Raw genomic sequence first — 17,478 nt, 5'->3', positions numbered from 1 at the left:
GAGCCATGCGGGCCGACTTATGCAGATGAACCCAACAATTTTTCCAACGCGTCGAGGCTTTGTTCGAAACCGACCGCTTCATGCAGGTCCTGCTGCAAAAAACTCATGATCCCGGGATTCATTGCGATGGCCTCGTCGATGCGTGGATCGGATCCTTTGTGATAAGCCCCCACGCTGATCAGGTCGCTATTTTGTTGATAGATCGAGTATAGGCGTTTAAAGCGCCTAGCAAGTTGCAGATGACGTTCTTCGGCGATGTCCGTCATCACCCGGCTGACCGAGGCTTCGATGTCGATCGCCGGATAATGGCCCGAGTCCGCCAAGGCGCGGGACAGGACGATATGACCGTCGAGAATACCCCGCGCTGCATCGGCGATGGGGTCGTTGGCATCGTCGCCTTCGGTGAGCACGGTATAAAAGGCGGTAATCGACCCCTCCCCTTCATTGCCGTTTCCCGCGCGCTCGACAAGCTGCGGCAGTTTCGCAAACACCGAGGGCGGATAGCCTTTGGTGGCCGGCGGCTCATCGATCGCCAACGCGATTTCGCGCTGCGCCTGGGCGAATCGCGTCAACGAGTCCATCAGGAGCAAGACGTCCAACCCCTGACTCCGGAAAAACTCGGCGACGCTCGTGGCCAGCAAGGCACCGTGCAGGCGCATCAACGGCGGGTAATCGGCCGGCGTCGCGATCACCACGGCCTTAGCGCGTCCCTCTTCCCCAAGAATCTTCTGCACGAATTCGTTGACTTCGCGGCCGCGCTCACCGATCAGGCCGACCACCACTACATCGGTGTTCGTGTATTTGCTCATCATACCGAGCAGGTTGCTCTTGCCCACGCCGGTTCCCGCGAACAATCCCAGACGCTGGCCGCGGCCCACGGTGAGTAAGGCGTTGATCGCCCGAACGCCGACATCCAAAGGCTCACGGATCGGCTTTCGCGCCAGCGGGTTTATCACACTGCCGGTCAGCGGCACCGAATGGTCAGTGAGAACCGGACCCTTTCCGTCCAAAGGCTTGCCGGCTCCGTCCAAAACCCGCCCGAGAAGACCGAATCCCACTCGAACGGAAGAGGTTTGGGTCAGCGGTATGACCCGGCAATCCGCTTCGAGTCCTTGGATATCGCCGGTCGGCATCAAAAAAACCCGTTCGCCGGCAAAGCCGACCACTTCCGCTTCCACGCTTCTTCCGTGCGCCGTCTTGACCAGACAGCGGGCGCCTACCGCCGCTCGGCAGCCAACCGCCTCGAGGGTAAGGCCGACCATCCGGCTCAACCTGCCTTCCACCACCAGTTCCGGCGGTTCGCTGAGGCGCGCGCGGTAAGCAGCCAGCTTCGCAGCCCACGATTCATTGAGCCTCGCTGCCGGAGCGAGATCGGTCACGGCTTATCCTCCTCCCTCTCGCCCCCGAACAAGCGGGCGATCGTGGAAGCGAGACGACTCTCCACCGTAGCGTCGATGCGGGAAGCATCGGTGATTATCCGGCAACCGCCGCGGGTCAACAGCGGATCTTCGACGATCTTCCAGCGTGGCGCGAGTTCCTCCAGCGCGAGCAAAGACCGAACCAGTTCAGCATCGTCAGGGTGCAGGTGCAGCCTGATCTTTCGGGCACCAGACGGCAGAATCGCCATGGCTTCGCGCACCACAGCGACGATCTCGCCCGGCTCGGTCCGAAGTTCCCGTCGAATGAGCTGTTTAGCAACTGCAATCGCCAGCGCGACAAGCTCCTGCTCGACCTGTTCGTCCACCCGGGCGAGCGGTTCGCTCAAGCATTCGAGTATGTCTTGCAGGCGCTTCGCCAACGAAGCAGCGTCTGCCCGTCCCTCGTCGAACCCTTGCCGGTAACCTTCGTCGCGGCCGTCCCGATAGCCTCGTTCCGAACCATCCTGATAACCGGCTGCACGAGCCTCCTCGTAGGCCTGTTTCTGCATCGCCTCGATTTCTTCGGCGGTCGGCATCGCCGGATAGTCCGTTTCTTCGTCGACCACGACGACCGACGGCTCCTCGTCCTCCGCAGGTTCGCCCACGACCGGCAACTTCCACGGCTCGAGCGAGGCGAGTTCCTCTGCCGAGAATCCCTTAGAGAAGCTCTGATTAAGTCTGCGATTCGGAGAAGCGACCTGGCCGACTAATTGATCTAATATGCCCTCACCCAACTCTCTCCCAGAGGGAGAGGGCTTATTCAGAGCTTCCTTAGATGAGCTCATCGCCGCCACCGCCTAAAGAAAGTTCGCCTGCTTCCGCCATGCGCCGGGCGATGGCGAGAATCTCTTTCTGTGCAGCCTCTACCTCACTCAAGCGCGCCGGAGGCGCGGCCTCCAGATCATCGCGCAGCATCTCCGCCGCCCGGCGCGACATATTGCTGAAGATTTTTTCTTTCAGCGCGTCGTCGGCGCCGCGTAACGCCAACAGTAAGGAATCGGTGGAGACCTCGCGGAGCAAGGTTTGAATGCCGCGATCGTCGACATCGATCAGATCGTCGAACACGAACATCTTGTCTTGAATCTTTTGGCTCAGATCCGGATCGATGTCACTGATCTGATCCATGATCGACGCTTCCACATTGCTCTCGATGAAGTTGAGTATGTTGGCAGCCGTTTCGATACCGCCGAGCGTCGACGATTTGACGTTGGTGTTGCCGCTCAGCTGTTTTTCCATGATGTCGTCGAGCTCCCGCAGCGCGGCGGGCTGCACGCCAGTGAGCGTGGCGATGCGCATGATGACATCCGGTCGCAATTTTTCGGGGAGATGACTCAAGGTTTCCGCTGCTTGATCGCTATCCAGCAGAGAGAGGATGATCGCAATGACTTGCGGGTGTTCGAGCCGGATCAGATCGGCGACGGCGCGAGGATCCATCCACTTAAGCTGCTCCAGGCCCTTGCTGTTGCGGCCTAACAAGATACGGTCGCAGACGCTGCTGGCCTTGTCGGCTCCGAGCGCCTGAGTGAGCAGATTGCGGATATATTCTTCCGAATTGATGCCCAACGCGGTTTGGTTCCGAATGTCGTCCACGAATTTTCCGAGCACGTCCTCGACCATAGGCATCGTGATATTGCGAAGCTCGGCCATGGCCGCGCCGATTTGTTGAACTTCCTTGGGCGACATATGTTTGAGCACTTCCGCTGCCCTGTCCTGTCCGATCGTTAGAAAGAACAATGCAGCCCGCTGCGGCCCGTCCAATTTCATTGAATCCGCTTCAGCCATTGGCATTTATCCAGTTCTTGATGACTTGCGCGACGCGCTTAGGGTCCTGATCCACTGCACGCTGCGCGAAAGCCACGCGCTTCTCGTGGCTTTCCGGCGCTTCCAGCATCAGCAGTTCGTCGTCTCCGCTCTCTTTGGATATTTCACGGGGCTCGACGACGGCACGGTCTTGAGTGCCCGGTTCCGCAGCGTCGTTTCCATCGACGGCCGAATCGCCACGCCCGATCAGGCCTTTCACCGCAGGTCTCAGCACGCCGAGAACCAGTGCGAGCACGACCAAAACCGCTCCCGCCTGCTTCACGAGCGACCAAAACCAATCCTGTTCCCACATTGGCAACGCCTGCGAATCCTCGGTTTCGGTCCGGAACGGCGCGTTGGTCACGGTAACCCTATCTCCACGAGAAGCGTCGTAGCCCACAGCTTCCTGCACCAGCCTGGTGAACCGGTTCAGGTCCTCCTCGCTATACGGCTGCAGTGTCGTGCCGTTTTCACCTTGCGGGACATGTCGATAGTCAACCACGACCGCCGCTGTGATCCGGCGGATAACGCCGGTTGCGAGCCGCGAATGGCTGATGGTTTTGTCGAGCTCATAATTTCTTGTCGCACTCTTGCTCGTGCTGAGCGGGAGCTCCGGCGGCTTTTGCCCGGCTTGATCGTTCGGCGTAGCGGCAGTTGTTTCTGGTGCGATACCGGCAGGCGGCGGCTGATTGGACAGCGCGCCGGGGACGCCCTGCACCGCCGAACCCTTGGTTTGTTCCTCGCTGGTTTGTTCGCTGCGCAACGCGGGCAAATCCGGGTTGTAGACTTCTTGAGTGCGCTCGGTGACGGTGAAATCGATATCCGCGGTGACCTGGGTACGAATGCCGTCGCGCCCGACCACCGGAGCCAGAATGTTTTCGATGCGCTCGATGAGATGCTCCTCGACCTGCTTCTTGTAGTCGAACTGCTTGGCGTTGAGATACAGCTCGTTGCCATCGTCCTTGGCGTTGAGCAGGTGTCCGCGCTGGTCGACGACTGTGACTTGGCCGGGCTCCAGCTGCGGAACGCTGGACGCCACCAAATGGACGATGGCCTCCACCTGTCCGGGCTCCAACCCACGTCCCGAATGTAGTTCGACGATGACCGAAGCGCTCGGCTTCTTGGGACGCCGCACGAAAACCGATTCTTTCGGCAACGCGAGATGGACGCGGGCCGATTTGACGTTCCGGATGGTTGCGATCGAACGGGCGATTTCCCCCTCCAAAGCGCGCTGATAACGTGCGCCCTCCATCATTTGACTGGTGCCGAAACCCGATTGCTTTTCCAGAATTTCGAAGCCAGCACCGCTTTCCCTGGGCAACCCCATGCCGGCCAATTTCAGCCGTACCGCGTGCACCTGACCGGCCGGTACTAGGATGACGCCAGTCGTCGGGTCGATCTCGTGTTCGATATTGAGTTTTTGCAGTGCTTCAACGATTTCGCCCGCTTCCTTCTCCTCCAAATTGGAATACAGCCGCACGTACTCCGTCCTGTTCGCCCACAACAGCATGGCGATCGCGACGGCGAGAGCAAACGCGATCACGGCGATCAGCGCGATTTGCCGGCCGCGCGGCATCTGCATCCAGGCTCTTAGGACCGGCGACGTGTCTTGATTCTCGGCAATGGCGCTTTGCCCGCCCGGCACCAGGTTCTTGCTTTCGCTTTGACTAAGTTCCATCCGGCTCTATGGTCTTACGATTACATCGGCATATTCATCACGTCCTTGTAAGCCTCCACCAGCTTATTCCTGACCTGCACCATGGCCTGGAATGAAAGACTCGCCTTCTCGAGCGATATCATCACTTCGGACAGACTGACATCGGTTGTGCCGGATTCAAACGCTTCCGCCAGCTTGTTGGCGTGCTGCTGCGTTTCGTTGACCTTGTCGATCGACGCCTTGAGCAAAGCGCCGAAGTCGGCCGCGTCATCGGCGGGCAACGCGGTGCTGCGGGCCTGATCCCGCATGATGCGCATCTGGGTGAGAACCTTATTGATATCAAGCTCGCTCATGGTAACGCCCGTTTTTCGTCACTACGCGAGGAAATGCACAATCCAAGCCAAGTTCAGACAGCGACCACATAGCCGGCTTCGCGCATCTTAGCGAGCTTGTAGCGAAGCGTCCGCTCGCTGATGCCGAGGCGCTCGGCCGTGGATTTACGGCTGCCGTTCTGTTCCTTAAGCGTTTCCAGAATCAGTCTTTCCTCATGAGTCCGCAGCTCGTCCATCAGCGAATCGGCGGCTCTACGGTCCGATGAAGTCGGACTTCCGCCACCGCAAAGATCATCCTCGAACACCAGGTCATCCGCGGTAATGCGGTCGCCCGACTGGAGGATCAAAGCTCGATGGATCAGGTTGTCCAATTCCCGCACGTTCCCCGGCCAGGCATAGGCCAATAGTCGCTCGGCGGCCGTCTCGCTCAATGCCGGTAACGGTTTGCCGCTTTGCCAGTGGCGCCGGATAAACGCTTCCGCCAGCGGAAGGATGTCTTCGCGCCGCTCCCGCAAAGGCGGAATGGTCAGCGGAAAAACGCTTAATCGGTAATAGAGATCCTCCCTGAACAACCCACGGCTGATCCATTCCTTCGGGTTCCGGTTGGTGGTCGCGAGTACGCGAATGTCGAGAGCCAACGGCTTGCGACCGCCTAGACGCTCGATCTCGCGCTCCTGGAGCACCCTGAGCAGTTTGGCCTGTAGCGGCAAGCTCATCTCGGTGATTTCATCGAATAGCACGGTCCCGCCCTGGGCTATCTCCAGCTTTCCGGGCACTGACTGGACCGCGCCGGTGTAAGCCCCTTTTTCGTAACCGAACAGCTCCGCTTCCAGCATGTTTTCCGGAATTGCGGCGCAGTTGATAGCCACGAACGGCCCTTTGTGGCGAAGAGAACTCTGGTGGATATAACGGGCCAGGACTTCTTTGCCGGTGCCGCTTTCGCCCTGAATGAGCACCGTTGCGTCGGTTTTGGCGATCCTGGCCGCTAAACCCCACAGTTTTTTCATGGCCGGGCTTTCGACCACTCGCGTGTCGGTCTTCCCAAGCTTGGGCAAGATACGCCGCGAGACATGCTCGACCAAGGCTTCCGCCGCGAAGGGCTTGACCAAATAATCGCAGGCACCCGCGCGCATGGCTTGTACCGCGTTCTCGATCGTGCCGTAAGCGGTCATGAGCAGGACCGGAATCTCCGGATAGTCGGCTTTGATGCGCTCAAGCAGATTCATCCCGTTCACCTTGGGCATCTGCAAGTCGCTGATCACTAATCGAACCGGCGCCTCCGCCAATCTGGCGAGCGCCTCCGCACCGTCGCCCGCGGCTATCGTCCGATAGCCGGCCATTTCCAAGGTGTCCGTTAAGGCCTCCGACAAGGAAGGATCATCCTCCACGATCAAAATATCAGTTTGCTGCATCAACTCCTCCCATGAAGACGGACCGGCCGGAAAAACTGCCCGGCAAGGGCGTGCCGCCCGGACATAAAGGCAATCGAATACGAAATGTCGCGCCGTATCCCTGCTCGGACTCGCACCATATTTGCCCGAAATGAGCCTTGACCACGTAGTCTGCGATAGCCAGCCCAAGCCCTGTGCCGTTACTTCGTGTGGTGAAAAACGGTTCGAAAATTCGTTCTCTAACGTCTCCGGAAATGCCCGGGCCATCATCGGACACACTGATATCCAAGTATTGGTGCTCGGGCTGATCCACGACGACGCATATACTGCCCTCACCGCCGACGGCTTCCACAGCGTTGGCCACCAAATTGATCAACACGCCCAGGAGTGCGTCGCCGTTGCCGTGCAAACCATCGTCACTGGAACGGTTGATCACCGTGAACTCTATCGCCTTGCCCTGCATCAGCGGCTCGCAGTTTTCCGCCAGCTTCGCCAGGAGATCGTCGATGGAGAACTGCTCCTTGCTCAAGCTCCCCATCCGGGCGAACGCAAGCATATCGTTGACCTGACGTTCCAAATGCTGGAGCCGCTCGGTCAGCTTGGCCCCGAATTTCAAGCGATGGGAAACGTCAAGGTCGGGCCTCGTAAGATGAGATGCATACAGCAACGCGGCAGCTAGAGGCGTCCGAACCTGGTGGGCAAGACTCGCTACCATTTCTCCCAGCGCCGAAAGTCGCCTCTGATGATCCGCCCACTCCTGAAGTGAGCGCATTTCCGTGACGTCTGTAAGGAGCACGATCTGGCCCGGCTCGTCGCCTAACGGGCTGATGGTCAGGCTGACCGTTTTTCCGTCGGGCAAAAGCCGTTGGTGAGGGTTCTCGACAATGGGCAAGGAATCGAGGACATCGCGCCAGTTCCGACCCAGCAGCGGCTCGCCGAGAAAGCGTCCCGCCACCGGGTTGTGTTCGATGACGAAGCCTTGGCCGTCGATCACGACCACGCCACCCGGCAGGGTTTCCAACAGCAGTTGCAGGCGATTCGCCAATCGCTCCTTTTCGGCTAGGGTCTTCAGCTTTTCGTTTCGGGCGGCAGCGAGTTCTTCGCTAAGACGCGCGACCTGACTTTCGAGGTCGAGATAGGATCGGGTCAGATTTTCCGAAAGCGCGTTGAATACCTCGAAGGCATCCTGCAAGCGCAGGACGTTGTCGAAAGCTTGATTGGAGCCGTTTTCGACTCGGTGTAGCGGAGCCCCGGATCGATGTCGACAATCCTTTTCCAAGCTATCAGTTTGCCAAGGCCCTTTATCGGCAAGGGATCGCCGACCTACAACCCTGCTTCCCGCTACGAACCGATAAACCGCGGTAAGAAACGCTTTAGCCAAGGAAATGCCGGATCCGGTGATGTTGAACCTGACCGGCAGGAAGCAATCAAGGTGCCAGCTTAATGCCTAATGAAAACAAAGAGTTGAGCAGCCCGCTTTCGTAGGGGCGTCAAATTACCGTCGTTTCCTCGCCCCGCAGGCCGTATTTCCGCAATTTCTCGACCAGGGTGGTACGCCGCATTCTGAGAAGGTTGGCGGCATGAGCCACAACGCCGTTACATTCATCCAAAGCCTGTCTGATCAATTCGCATTCCAGATTGTTGAGGTGTTCGCGCAAGTCCAAGCCTTCCCCGGGTAACCGGACAATCCCCAGCCCCTCGGTAGAGGCGGTGGTCTCGCCCTGGAGCCGGCGCCTCGGAGCAGCGTCTTCCGGTTTGACGTACTGCTGGAATTTTTCCGGCAGATCGGCCGCATCAACCACGCTGTTCGGATACAAAATCGCCAGACGCTCGATCAAGTTGGCTAGTTCGCGGACATTGCCGGGCCAGTGATAGCGCTGAAGCGCTCGGAGTGCCGCCGGGGTGAGTCGCAGATCACCGCGCTTCTCGGCTCTAAGACGGGCGGTCAGATCCTCCACGAGAGCCGGCACATCTTCCAGTCTGTCGCGTAACGAAGGAACCTCGATCGGAAAGACGTTGAGACGGTAATAGAGGTCTTCCCGGAACCGGTTTCGACCGATCTCATCTTCCAAATTGCGGTGAGTCGCCGCAATGATGCGTACATCGCAATAAATCGTTTTGTTGCTACCGACCCGCTCGAAACAGCGTTCCTGCAAGACTCTCAGGAGCTTGACCTGCATCGGCAAGGGCATATCGCCGATTTCGTCCAGAAAAAGGGTGCCGCCTTCGGCCATTTCGAAACGCCCCTGGCGGGAGCTCAGCGCTCCGGTGAAGGCACCCTTCTCGTGGCCGAAAAGCTCGCTTTCCAGCAATTCGCCGGGTATGGCGCCGCAATTGACCGGTACGAAAGGCTTGCTTCGACGGGGCGAATAGTAATGCAGGTTGCGGGCGATTACCTCCTTTCCCGTGCCTGATTCCCCAAGGATGAGAACCGTCGCGTCGGACGGCGCGACCTGCTGGATGAGCTTGCGCGTGCGCTGTATTGCCGTGCTCGACCCCGTCAAACTGCGGAACAACTCCGGCGGGCGGACGCTCGTGACTTCGGGCGCACCGCCTCCGAGTTTATCGAGACAGGCGCTCAACGTGGCGTAATTGGCCGGCCATGCCACAACGGCGGTGGCTCTACTTTCCAGACCGCTCGCCAGCGGTCTGGGCGAAGTCTTGTCCATCACCAGGACGAGCGGAACATGCCTATAAAGCTCCACCGTCTTCAAAACCACCTGCTCGACATCCTTGCCCACGCCGATGAACACGGCGTCGAATTCAGCATCCGTTTCCTCCTCGAGGGCATCCAGGCGGCGCATAACGACGTCACACTCGAGGAACTTCAGAACTATGCTCAGCTCGGAATATAGAGTGTCCTCGCTTTGGACTAATAAAATTCGGCGCAAGCCCATCTCGTCTGCTCCCCAAAGGCCGGCACAGGCATCTGAGCCGACCGGTCCGGATGATATGGTGAAATTGCAACAACAACCGGCCTGAAAGTTTAGCCGTCAAAAATTCGTCGTCAACGAAACGGTCCCCCTTCGAATCGGCTCCGAAAGATACCGATCTGGCGCCCAGAAACAGCCATGTCAACTATATTTTTAGCGGGATGTTCACGGACATGCCTGGTGAAAGTCGCCAATCTGCGACACCAATAGTACTTATGTGTATACTTTTGGCAACAACGACTTTAGGGTAAAGCGAGCTATTTTAATGGCCAAATTAACGCTCACGTTCAAAGGTAAGTCACTCCAGGCCATCACGCTAAAACCGGGCGAGATCGGCATCGGTCGTGATCCGTCCAACGCCCTGCATATCGACAGTCTTGCCGTTGCGCCTCAGCACGCCATTGTCGAATCGACCCCCGAACAACACATTATTCGCGAAGTCGACAGTCGCTTTCCCGTATTCGTCAACGACAAGAAAGTCGTTGAGCACGCGCTTAGTCACGGTGACCGAATTACCGTGGGCAAACATGTTCTCTTCTTTACTGAGGAAAGTACCTTCCAATCAGAAAGCCAGTTGGAACCCGATCCAGAGCCGGAAGTCTGGACGGACACCGACGCCAAATTCTTCAACGGCAGTTTGCAGGTGTTGAATGGACGACAGATCGGCCTCGTGATCCCTTTGAAGAAATCATTGGTCCGCCTCGGAAAGGAAGGTTCCGACGTGGTTATTATCGCCAAGCGCAAGGACGGGTATTTTATTTCGCCCTTGGCCGAAGGCACCTCGCTCACAGTCAACGACAAGCCCGTGAAGGATCAGGCCGTACTCTTGAGCGACGGCGACATCATCAAGATTAACGATTCCCTCATGCAATTCTTCCAAGAGTGATTGCGAGGAGCCGCTTCATGTCCCGCGCCCGGCGCTCGGACAAGCGCCACTTTCATCGTGTCGCTCACGACGCGCCTGCCACGCTGTCTCGAGACGACAAAATCCTGCCGTGCAAAATCCTGGATCTCTCGCTCAAGGGCTGTCTTATAGAACTCAGCAACGACTGGGACTTCGAACCTGGACAAATTTACGAACTTCGCATCGATCTGAGCCCAACGGTTCGAATCGTGATGGACGTTTCCCTCGCACACCGCGACGGAACAAAGGCTGGCTTCGTGTGCCAACGCGCCGATCTCGATAGCATTTCTGCGCTGAAAAGGTTGGTCGAACTCAATCTCGGCGACGAGGAATTGCTCGAGCGGGATTTACGGGCACTGGCATCGAGCTCTGACCATTAACCCTGTCAATCCCAATTCTCATCGAAAAGCGCCGCGAAACAGCGGCTTCTCCAGCAGCACCGATTCATAAAACCCGATTGAAGCGCTTATTGCCCGCTATAGTCCAACTCCACGCCCATTCAGGGCCGCACGCACGATGCGCATGGTAGGCAACCCAACGATACGGTCTTTTATTTAGGTCTTAGGCACCTTTTCCGGGTGGGGAAGCCCGGATTCACTGCCCGCTCCATTGGCGGGCCCTGACTGCTCGGTACGAAGGGGATGTACTCGCGCGGTTCGATTCTTATCCGAATTTACCCGTGAGCGCCGCCGGAATCGCAAACTGGCGGTCGCCAGATAGATTTCGTGCAGGAAGAAGTAAAGACCGATGATCAGAGCAGCCATCGCGGCAATGAACAGGATCGCAATGGCGCTCGAAACATCCAGGCTTAGAAAAGCGCCGACGAACAAAATGACGATGAGCGTGCAAATGAGTAGCGCACAGGCGGTGCAAAGGCTGATGGCCCAATACGCGACACGGGTGCGGCGCGACAGCATATCGATCTCACACCGAACCTCCGGGTCGAGATTTTCTCCCGTGACGACATGCTTTTCCTCGATCTGGCGAGACCGATCCACGATGCGGCCCACGCGGGCGCTGAGGACCGACAGCAGCGCGCCAATGCCGCTCAGGAGAAAGACTGGCGCCACCGCAAGTTGTATGACATGAGCGATATCGCTGGCTTGCACGGCTGGCCCTACGGGGTGAACGAGACAAAAGAATGATTCGTTGGCAGATCACTCATGATGAACCCCGTGCTCTGTGGGCGATGGTCGAGAGTGCCCTTCACGCCTCACACGGCATTAGCGTCGCAACCTGGCCCATAGCTCCCGGATGATCACACTCGAGGCGTCCTCGGGGTTGAGGGCACGGCAGGATGCCATGAGCGCCTTGTTCCCGCGCCAAAGGCCGAAGACCTTCCGGATGTAAGCCCCCAAGCTGAAGTGGACGATGATAGTGTCGGCGTCGGGTGCGGCCGCGATTTTATCTTTTTCGGCCTGAGTCAACAGGAGGATCAACTGGTCCACGGCTTCTTGAAGGGTGCGAGGCAAACGCTGATCGGCGTCAGAACGAGACGACTGTAACGGGTTGTTCATTTTCTTTAACAGCGAGCGTAAACTCGTGGAAATCATGGCAAATGCGTGAATATTTACGGTCAAATCACAAAGTTGTCCACAAGAACTGTGGATAAGTTTGCCCGAACCTTTCGTTAATCGTATCTGTTGCAACGGCAGTTGACTACTAAGATTCGAGTAGAACCGCCGCGAGGATTCCGACCGTCTATCCTCCCCCGCAATTTCACTGTTCTCCGTGGTACCCGGTTACGAATGATGTCAATTTTCGATATGGCCTCCATGGCGTTCTTCGGTTCCTATCAAGGTGGAGAATACGCGGCAGCGAGTTCCCTCGCAGCAGAAGGCTCTAACAAGAAGGAAAGCCAACGAGGTCGCGCTGCAAAAGCTCCCCAATGTCGCCGAGGACGGATTCCGAGCTAATCTTCGGGCACCGTCCCCAGTTCTTCCGCCAAGGCGGGAGTAGCTGCCCGCGCGCGCCTACGGGCCACTTTTGCACGGATGACTACGTAGAAAACGGGCGTCAGAAACAGGCCAAATACGGTCACCCCGAGCATACCGGAAAAAACAGTGATCCCCATGACCTGGCGCACCTCGGCTCCGGCGCCGTGAGAGAACACGAGGGGAACGACGCCGGCGATGAAGGCCACGGAGGTCATCACGATTGGCCGCAGCCGCAACCGGCTCGCCTCGATTGCCGCCGCAACGGTGCTGCGACCTTGCTGCTCGAGTTCGCGTGCGAACTCGACGATAAGGATCGCGTTCTTGCAGGCAAGCCCCATCAACACGACTAGCCCGATCTGGACGAAGATGTTGTTGTCACCACCTGTCAGCCACACACCGAACAGCGCCGAGAGGAGACACATGGGCACGATCAGGATCACCGCCAGGGGCAAGGTCCAGCTTTCGTAGAGCGCAGCCAGAACCAAAAAGACCAACAACACGCTCAACGGAAACACCACCTTGTTAGCGCTGCCTTCGTTAACCTGCTGATAGCTCAAGTCGGTCCAAGCGAAGCTCGTGCCGGCCGGAAGCACCCGAGGCGCCAGGGCGGCAATGGTGGCTATCGCTTCGTTCGAGGACATGATCCTGGGATCGGCCTCGCCGATAAGATCCGCCGCGGGATAACCGTTGTAGCGGATGACGGGGTCGGGACCGTAGGTCTGTTCGACCGTCACTACGGTACCGATCGGCACCATCTCGCCGGCCTGGTTGCGAGCCCGTAGCGAGAGGATGTCCTCGACCTCGTCCCTAAACCGGGCGTCGGCTTGAGCGTAGACTTGATAGGTGCGCCCGAAGCGGTTGAAGTCGTTGACGTAGGTGGAACCCAGATAGGTCTGCAGGGTTTCGAAGACTTCGTTCAGAGCCAGACCGTGTCGCTTCGCCTTGGTGCGGTCGACCTCGACCGTCAACTGCGGCACGTTGGCTTGATAGGAGCTGATGGGAAAGCCCATCCCTGGCACTTGCGACAGTGCACCAGAGAGGTCCTGGACCGCTCTCTGCAATTCGCCGTAGCCAAGACCCGCACGGTCCTGCACGTAGAGCGAAAAGCCGGACCCGGTACCGAGACCCAGAATCGCCGGGGGCATGATCGCGAACGCAAAGGCTTCCTGGATCGTGGAGAACTTGGCCGTCAGCTCACCGACGATTTCGGGAGCCGAGCGCTGCCGCCGATCGAATCCATCCAACCCGAAGAAAATCGTGCCGACGTTCGGCGTGTTGGTGAACTGGAGGGCATTGAGTCCCGGAAACGCCACGGCATCCCGAACCCCCTCGGTGGACAAAGCCATGTCGCTCATTGCGCGCACCACGGCTTCGGTACGATCGAGCGAAGCGCCCTCAGGAAGCTTGACACCACCTATGAGATAGAGCTTGTCCTGGGTTGGAATAAAACCTCCCGGTACCGCCTCGAAACTCAACCAGGTCAAACCGATAAGGCCGGCGTAGAGCACTAGGACCCGACCGCTTCGGCGCAAGGTTCGGACCACGACGCCCGAATACACCTCGGCACTGCGCTGAAAACCATGGTTGAAGGGTCGAAACAGCCAGCCGAACAGCGTGTCCAGCATTCGCGTAACGGTATCGGGTGGCGCACCGTGCGGCTTGAGCAAGGTCGCCGCCAACGCCGGAGACAGTGTCAGCGAGTTGATTGCCGAAATGACCGTGGAGACGGCGATGGCTACGGCGAACTGCCGGTAGAACTGGCCGGTCACGCCCGACAGAAAGGCCATAGGCACGAACACCGCCGCCAGGACCAGCGCGATAGCGATGATGGGGCCGCTGACCTCGCGCATGGCCTGATGGGCCGCCGCTCGTGGGGTAAGTCCGTTGGCGATGTTGCGCTCCACGTTCTCGACCACGACGATGGCATCGTCCACCACGATGCCGATCGCAAGCACCAGGCCGAACAAGGTGAGCGTATTGATTGAAAAGCCCAGTAACAGCAACACCGCGAAGGTAGCGATGATCGAAACGGGCACGGCGAGCAGCGGAATGATCGAAGCGCGCCACGTCTGAAGGAACAGGATGACCACGACCACCACCAGGAACACAGCCTCGAACAGCGTTTGTACGACGGCCTTGATGGAATCGCGCACGAACACCGTCGGGTCGTAGACCACGTCCCACTTCACGCCTTCGGGGAAGAAGCGCTCCAATTCCTGCATCTTGGCGCGCACGCTATTGGAAAGCTCGATGGCGTTCGAACCGGGAGCCTGAAAGATCGCGATCGCCACCGCCTGTTGATTGTTGAGCAGCGAGCGCAACGCATATTCCGAGGCGCCGAGTTCGATTCGAGCGACGTCGCGCAAACGGGTGATCTCGCCGCCGGCTCCGGTCTTGACCACGATGTCGCCGAACTCCTCCTCGGTGACCAACCGACCCTGGGCGTTGATCGACAGCGTGAAATCGCTGACGCGCGGCTGAGGCGGGCCGCCGATCGTCCCCGCCGAGACCTGGATGTTTTGTTCGCGAATCGCCTGGACCACGTCGCCCGCCGTCATGCCGCGCGCGGAGATCTTGTCGGGGTCGAGCCAGATACGCATCGAATAGTCCCCGCCGCCGAAGACCATGGCCTGCCCTACGCCCGGAAGGCGAGAGAGCTCGTCCTTGACGTGCAGCGTGGCGTAGTTGCGTAGATAAAGCGTGTCGTATTTCTGGTTCGGCGAGAGCAGGTGCACCACCATGGTCAGATTGGGCGACTGCTTCTCGGTGGTCACGCCGAGACGGCGCACGTCTTCCGGAAGTCGCGGCAAGGCCTGGTTCACCCGGTTCTGGACCTGCACCTGGGCAAAATCGGCATCGGTACCCGGACTGAAGGTGACCGTCAGGTACATCACCCCGTCGGAACCCGCTACCGACTTCATGTACATCATGTGTTCCACCCCGTTCATGGCTTCTTCGAGCGGGGTGGCGACAGTCTCCGCGATGACCTTGGGATTCGCGCCGGGATAGACCGCGCGCACCATGACCGAAGGCGGCACCACATCGGGATACTCGGCCACCGGCAACAGCGGGATTGCAATCAATCCGCCGATGAACAGGAGAATGGACAGGACCGCTGCGAAAATCGGGCGATCGATGAAGAAGGCGGAAAAATCCCTCATGCGTTCGGCTCCCGAGTGCGGTCGGCCGGAGGCGGTTCATTGCCAGCGTTCAGCTTGGGACCGGGAGGAGGCGGAGGGGGAGCGCCCATGTCGATGAATTGAGGGATAACCGCCATGCCAGGGAAGAAAATCTTCTGCACGCCATACACGACCACCACATCGTCGGCACTTAAGCCCTCGGTGACGATGCGTAGCCCTTCGCTCATCCGCCCAAGCTTGATGTCGCGACGCTGCGCTCTATTCTCGGCATCGAGCACGTAAACGTACTTGCGGTCCTGGTCCGTGAGGATGGCCTTGTCATCCACCAGCACCGCGGGAACCTTCTCGCCGCCCGGAAGTTTCACGCGCGCGAACAGCCCTGGCGTCAGGAGGCCGTCCGGATTGTCGACCACGGCGCGGGCGCGGATGGTACCGACAGCAGGATCGAACCGGTTGTCCAGAAAATCCAGGCGTCCTTCGTGCGGAAAACCCTCTTCGTCAGCCAGCCCCACAAACACCGGAATAGCCGCTGACTGCAAGGTCCCTTGCTCGCCGGTTCGCCTCCTGGCGCCATGGCGCAGATAAGCCTGTTCATCGACCTCGAAATAGACGTAAATGGGATCGATTGAAACGATGGTCGTCAACAAGGTCGACATCCCGATATTGTCGTTCACCAGGTTTCCCTCGGTGACGAGTTGCCGGCTGATGCGTCCGCTGATCGGTGCACGCACCTCGGTGAACTCGAGGTTGAGCCTGGCCTCCTCGACTGCGGCTTGTGCCGCCTGGACGGCCGCTTCCGCTTCCCGCAGGTTCTTGTCGCGAGTGTCGAATGCTTCTTCGGAAATCACCCGCTTCTCGAATAACCGTCGCGCTCGCGCCAGTTCATTTTTCGCTAAATCACGCCGAGCCTGGGCACGCGCCAGCTCGCCTTGGGCCCGACCCAGTGCGGCTTTGTAAGGCCTGGGATCGATGACGAACAACAAATCGCCTTTCTTGACCAGGGATCCATCCTTGAAATTCACCTTTTCCAGATATCCCCCTACCCGCGCCCGCACTTCCACGGTCTCTACAGCTTCGAAGCGTCCGGTATATTCGTCCCATTCCGCGACCTCCCGCTGAATCGGCCGGCTTACCGAAACCGATGGGGGCGGCACTTCTTCAGGTCCCGCCGTCGGCTGGCTACAACCTACCAAAAGGCAAACAAGGAAGCCGAGCCGCATTGTATGAATGATCCAATATCTTGCGTTGATCACGTTATGGCTACCGTTTACGTTGCACGATTTCCCCAAGCGCATCACCACCGCGCCTGCGTTTTACCGGAGCTTTTCACATGCTGGCCGGTAAGGTGTCCGGTACCTTCCGAAAGCCGATTGCGAGCCGGTTTCAGGCGTTGATGACGATAATCCTAAAAACGGCAGTTGACCGCTTCGATGCGGTAGACACGCCGCAAGGATTCCGACCATCGTCCCTTCTACCGATTTCACCGCTGGGTGAAGCCGCCACCTACCCGATTGCACGACAGGCCACCTGAATGCGAGCTTGACCGGGTCTTCATCCCTGAACTGCGCCCCACCTGTTCGAATACCTTGTCCGGGGCATGTCCTTTGCCGAATCGGGTGATCGCTGCACACTCGGCGAGCCCCGCTTTTTCTCGTTCGGTGTAAAACAGCGCCGGGCGCATGGAGCCACTGCTCGCTTACGAACGTGGAGGGGGATCGATCGAGACTCCTTTCGTCCGCGTATCTCCGCAGCGTACAACACGTCATCAAGATGGCGACGATATTTGAACAGATTAAAAAGGAACGGCGGTTTTCTCAAAGCACCCGCAAATGCCGCGGCAATGCTTATATCTTTTGAAGAAGCATTGGATCAGATGGCGTTCGTTAGAAAACTCAGAATAAGCGTTTATCCTCGATAAGATAACCTCAACGTGCAATTCTCGACAGACCAGGCGCGATAAAACGGC

Annotated in this window: 14 protein-coding genes; 2 read left to right on the top strand and 12 right to left on the bottom strand. The window is 58.5% G+C overall.

Annotated elements, in window-relative coordinates; translation table 11 throughout:
* Positions 1–17: 17 nt before the first annotated feature.
* The 8 genes from fliI to QEN43_RS02870 form a co-directional block, all read right to left on the bottom strand.
* A complete protein-coding gene (gene fliI, locus QEN43_RS02905; RefSeq protein ID WP_396662289.1) occupies positions 18–1,379 on the bottom strand; it encodes a flagellar protein export ATPase FliI in 1,362 nt (453 codons plus the stop codon).
* Positions 1,376–2,203, bottom strand: a complete 828-nt coding sequence (gene fliH / locus QEN43_RS02900; protein ID WP_317963688.1) for a flagellar assembly protein FliH — start codon at positions 2,201–2,203, stop codon at positions 1,376–1,378. Before fliH ends, fliI begins: the two co-directional genes overlap by 4 nt.
* Positions 2,190–3,200: a flagellar motor switch protein FliG gene (gene fliG, locus QEN43_RS02895; RefSeq protein WP_026610303.1), complete on the bottom strand. Its 1,011-nt coding sequence runs from the start codon at positions 3,198–3,200 to the stop codon at positions 2,190–2,192. The genes fliH and fliG overlap by 14 nt, the downstream gene beginning before the upstream one ends.
* Positions 3,193–4,896 (bottom strand): flagellar basal-body MS-ring/collar protein FliF, encoded by a 1,704-nt coding sequence (gene fliF, locus QEN43_RS02890; protein WP_036268255.1) that lies wholly within the window; start codon positions 4,894–4,896, stop codon positions 3,193–3,195. Before fliF ends, fliG begins: the two co-directional genes overlap by 8 nt.
* 20 nt (positions 4,897–4,916) lie before the next feature.
* The gene (gene fliE / locus QEN43_RS02885; RefSeq protein WP_026610301.1) at positions 4,917–5,228 is read right to left on the bottom strand and encodes a flagellar hook-basal body complex protein FliE; all 312 of its coding nucleotides are present in this window, start codon (positions 5,226–5,228) and stop codon (positions 4,917–4,919) included.
* A gap of 53 nt (positions 5,229–5,281) precedes the next feature.
* Positions 5,282–6,619 (bottom strand): sigma-54-dependent transcriptional regulator, encoded by a 1,338-nt coding sequence (locus QEN43_RS02880; protein ID WP_026610300.1) that lies wholly within the window; start codon positions 6,617–6,619, stop codon positions 5,282–5,284.
* Positions 6,606–7,877 carry a sensor histidine kinase gene (locus QEN43_RS02875; RefSeq protein WP_235726575.1) on the bottom strand — a complete coding sequence of 424 codons (1,272 nt, stop codon included), beginning with the start codon at positions 7,875–7,877 and terminating at the stop codon, positions 6,606–6,608. The genes QEN43_RS02880 and QEN43_RS02875 overlap by 14 nt, the downstream gene beginning before the upstream one ends.
* 211 nt (positions 7,878–8,088) lie before the next feature.
* A complete protein-coding gene (locus QEN43_RS02870) occupies positions 8,089–9,495 on the bottom strand; it encodes a sigma-54 interaction domain-containing protein (RefSeq protein WP_026610299.1) in 1,407 nt (468 codons plus the stop codon).
* Between the two features lie 253 nt (positions 9,496–9,748).
* On the opposite strand from QEN43_RS02870, the gene QEN43_RS02865 reads away from it, so the two are divergent.
* Both QEN43_RS02865 and QEN43_RS02860 read left to right on the top strand, forming a co-directional pair.
* Positions 9,749–10,417 carry an FHA domain-containing protein gene (locus tag QEN43_RS02865; protein WP_317963687.1) on the top strand — a complete coding sequence of 223 codons (669 nt, stop codon included), beginning with the start codon at positions 9,749–9,751 and terminating at the stop codon, positions 10,415–10,417.
* 17 nt (positions 10,418–10,434) lie between these two features.
* Positions 10,435–10,815 (top strand): PilZ domain-containing protein, encoded by a 381-nt coding sequence (locus QEN43_RS02860; RefSeq protein ID WP_026610297.1) that lies wholly within the window; start codon positions 10,435–10,437, stop codon positions 10,813–10,815.
* Between the two features lie 174 nt (positions 10,816–10,989).
* Here the strand turns inward: QEN43_RS02860 and QEN43_RS02855 are convergent, their stop codons facing one another.
* The 4 genes from QEN43_RS02855 to QEN43_RS02840 all read right to left on the bottom strand — a co-directional run bounded on the left by QEN43_RS02855 (position 10,990) and on the right by QEN43_RS02840 (position 16,666).
* On the bottom strand, positions 10,990–11,544 hold the full coding sequence (locus QEN43_RS02855) for a DUF2721 domain-containing protein (protein ID WP_084161911.1): 555 nt from the start codon (positions 11,542–11,544) through the stop codon (positions 10,990–10,992).
* 114 nt (positions 11,545–11,658) lie between these two features.
* Entirely contained in the window at positions 11,659–11,952 is a 294-nt protein-coding gene (locus QEN43_RS02850; protein WP_036268752.1) for a DUF6794 domain-containing protein, read from the bottom strand.
* Positions 11,953–12,347: 395 nt separating this feature from the next.
* The gene (locus QEN43_RS02845) at positions 12,348–15,533 is read right to left on the bottom strand and encodes an efflux RND transporter permease subunit (RefSeq protein ID WP_026610295.1); all 3,186 of its coding nucleotides are present in this window, start codon (positions 15,531–15,533) and stop codon (positions 12,348–12,350) included.
* On the bottom strand, positions 15,530–16,666 hold the full coding sequence (locus tag QEN43_RS02840; RefSeq protein WP_202901108.1) for an efflux RND transporter periplasmic adaptor subunit: 1,137 nt from the start codon (positions 16,664–16,666) through the stop codon (positions 15,530–15,532). Before QEN43_RS02840 ends, QEN43_RS02845 begins: the two co-directional genes overlap by 4 nt.
* Positions 16,667–17,478 lie beyond the last annotated feature (812 nt).

It is taken from the genome of Methylocaldum szegediense, assembly GCF_949769195.1.
In the GTDB taxonomy this organism is placed as follows: domain Bacteria; phylum Pseudomonadota; class Gammaproteobacteria; order Methylococcales; family Methylococcaceae; genus Methylocaldum; species Methylocaldum szegediense.
The sequence above is the reverse complement of the archived record's forward strand: the minus strand, read 5'-3'. Positions and strand labels throughout refer to the sequence as shown.

Bases quoted from the DNA above. Each gene is read 5' to 3' on its own strand.
- fliH (WP_317963688.1), bottom strand. From the start codon at position 2,203: ATGAGCTCATCTAAGGAAGCTCTGAATAAGCCCTCTCCCTCTGGGAGA.
- fliG (WP_026610303.1), bottom strand. From the start codon at position 3,200: ATGGCTGAAGCGGATTCAATGAAATTGGACGGGCCGCAGCGGGCTGCA.
- fliF (WP_036268255.1), bottom strand. From the start codon at position 4,896: ATGGAACTTAGTCAAAGCGAAAGCAAGAACCTGGTGCCGGGCGGGCAA.
- fliE (WP_026610301.1), bottom strand. From the start codon at position 5,228: ATGAGCGAGCTTGATATCAATAAGGTTCTCACCCAGATGCGCATCATG.
- QEN43_RS02880 (WP_026610300.1), bottom strand. From the start codon at position 6,619: ATGCAGCAAACTGATATTTTGATCGTGGAGGATGATCCTTCCTTGTCG.
- QEN43_RS02870 (WP_026610299.1), bottom strand. From the start codon at position 9,495: ATGGGCTTGCGCCGAATTTTATTAGTCCAAAGCGAGGACACTCTATAT.
- QEN43_RS02860 (WP_026610297.1), top strand. From the start codon at position 10,435: ATGTCCCGCGCCCGGCGCTCGGACAAGCGCCACTTTCATCGTGTCGCT.
- QEN43_RS02850 (WP_036268752.1), bottom strand. From the start codon at position 11,952: ATGAACAACCCGTTACAGTCGTCTCGTTCTGACGCCGATCAGCGTTTG.
- QEN43_RS02845 (WP_026610295.1), bottom strand. From the start codon at position 15,533: ATGAGGGATTTTTCCGCCTTCTTCATCGATCGCCCGATTTTCGCAGCG.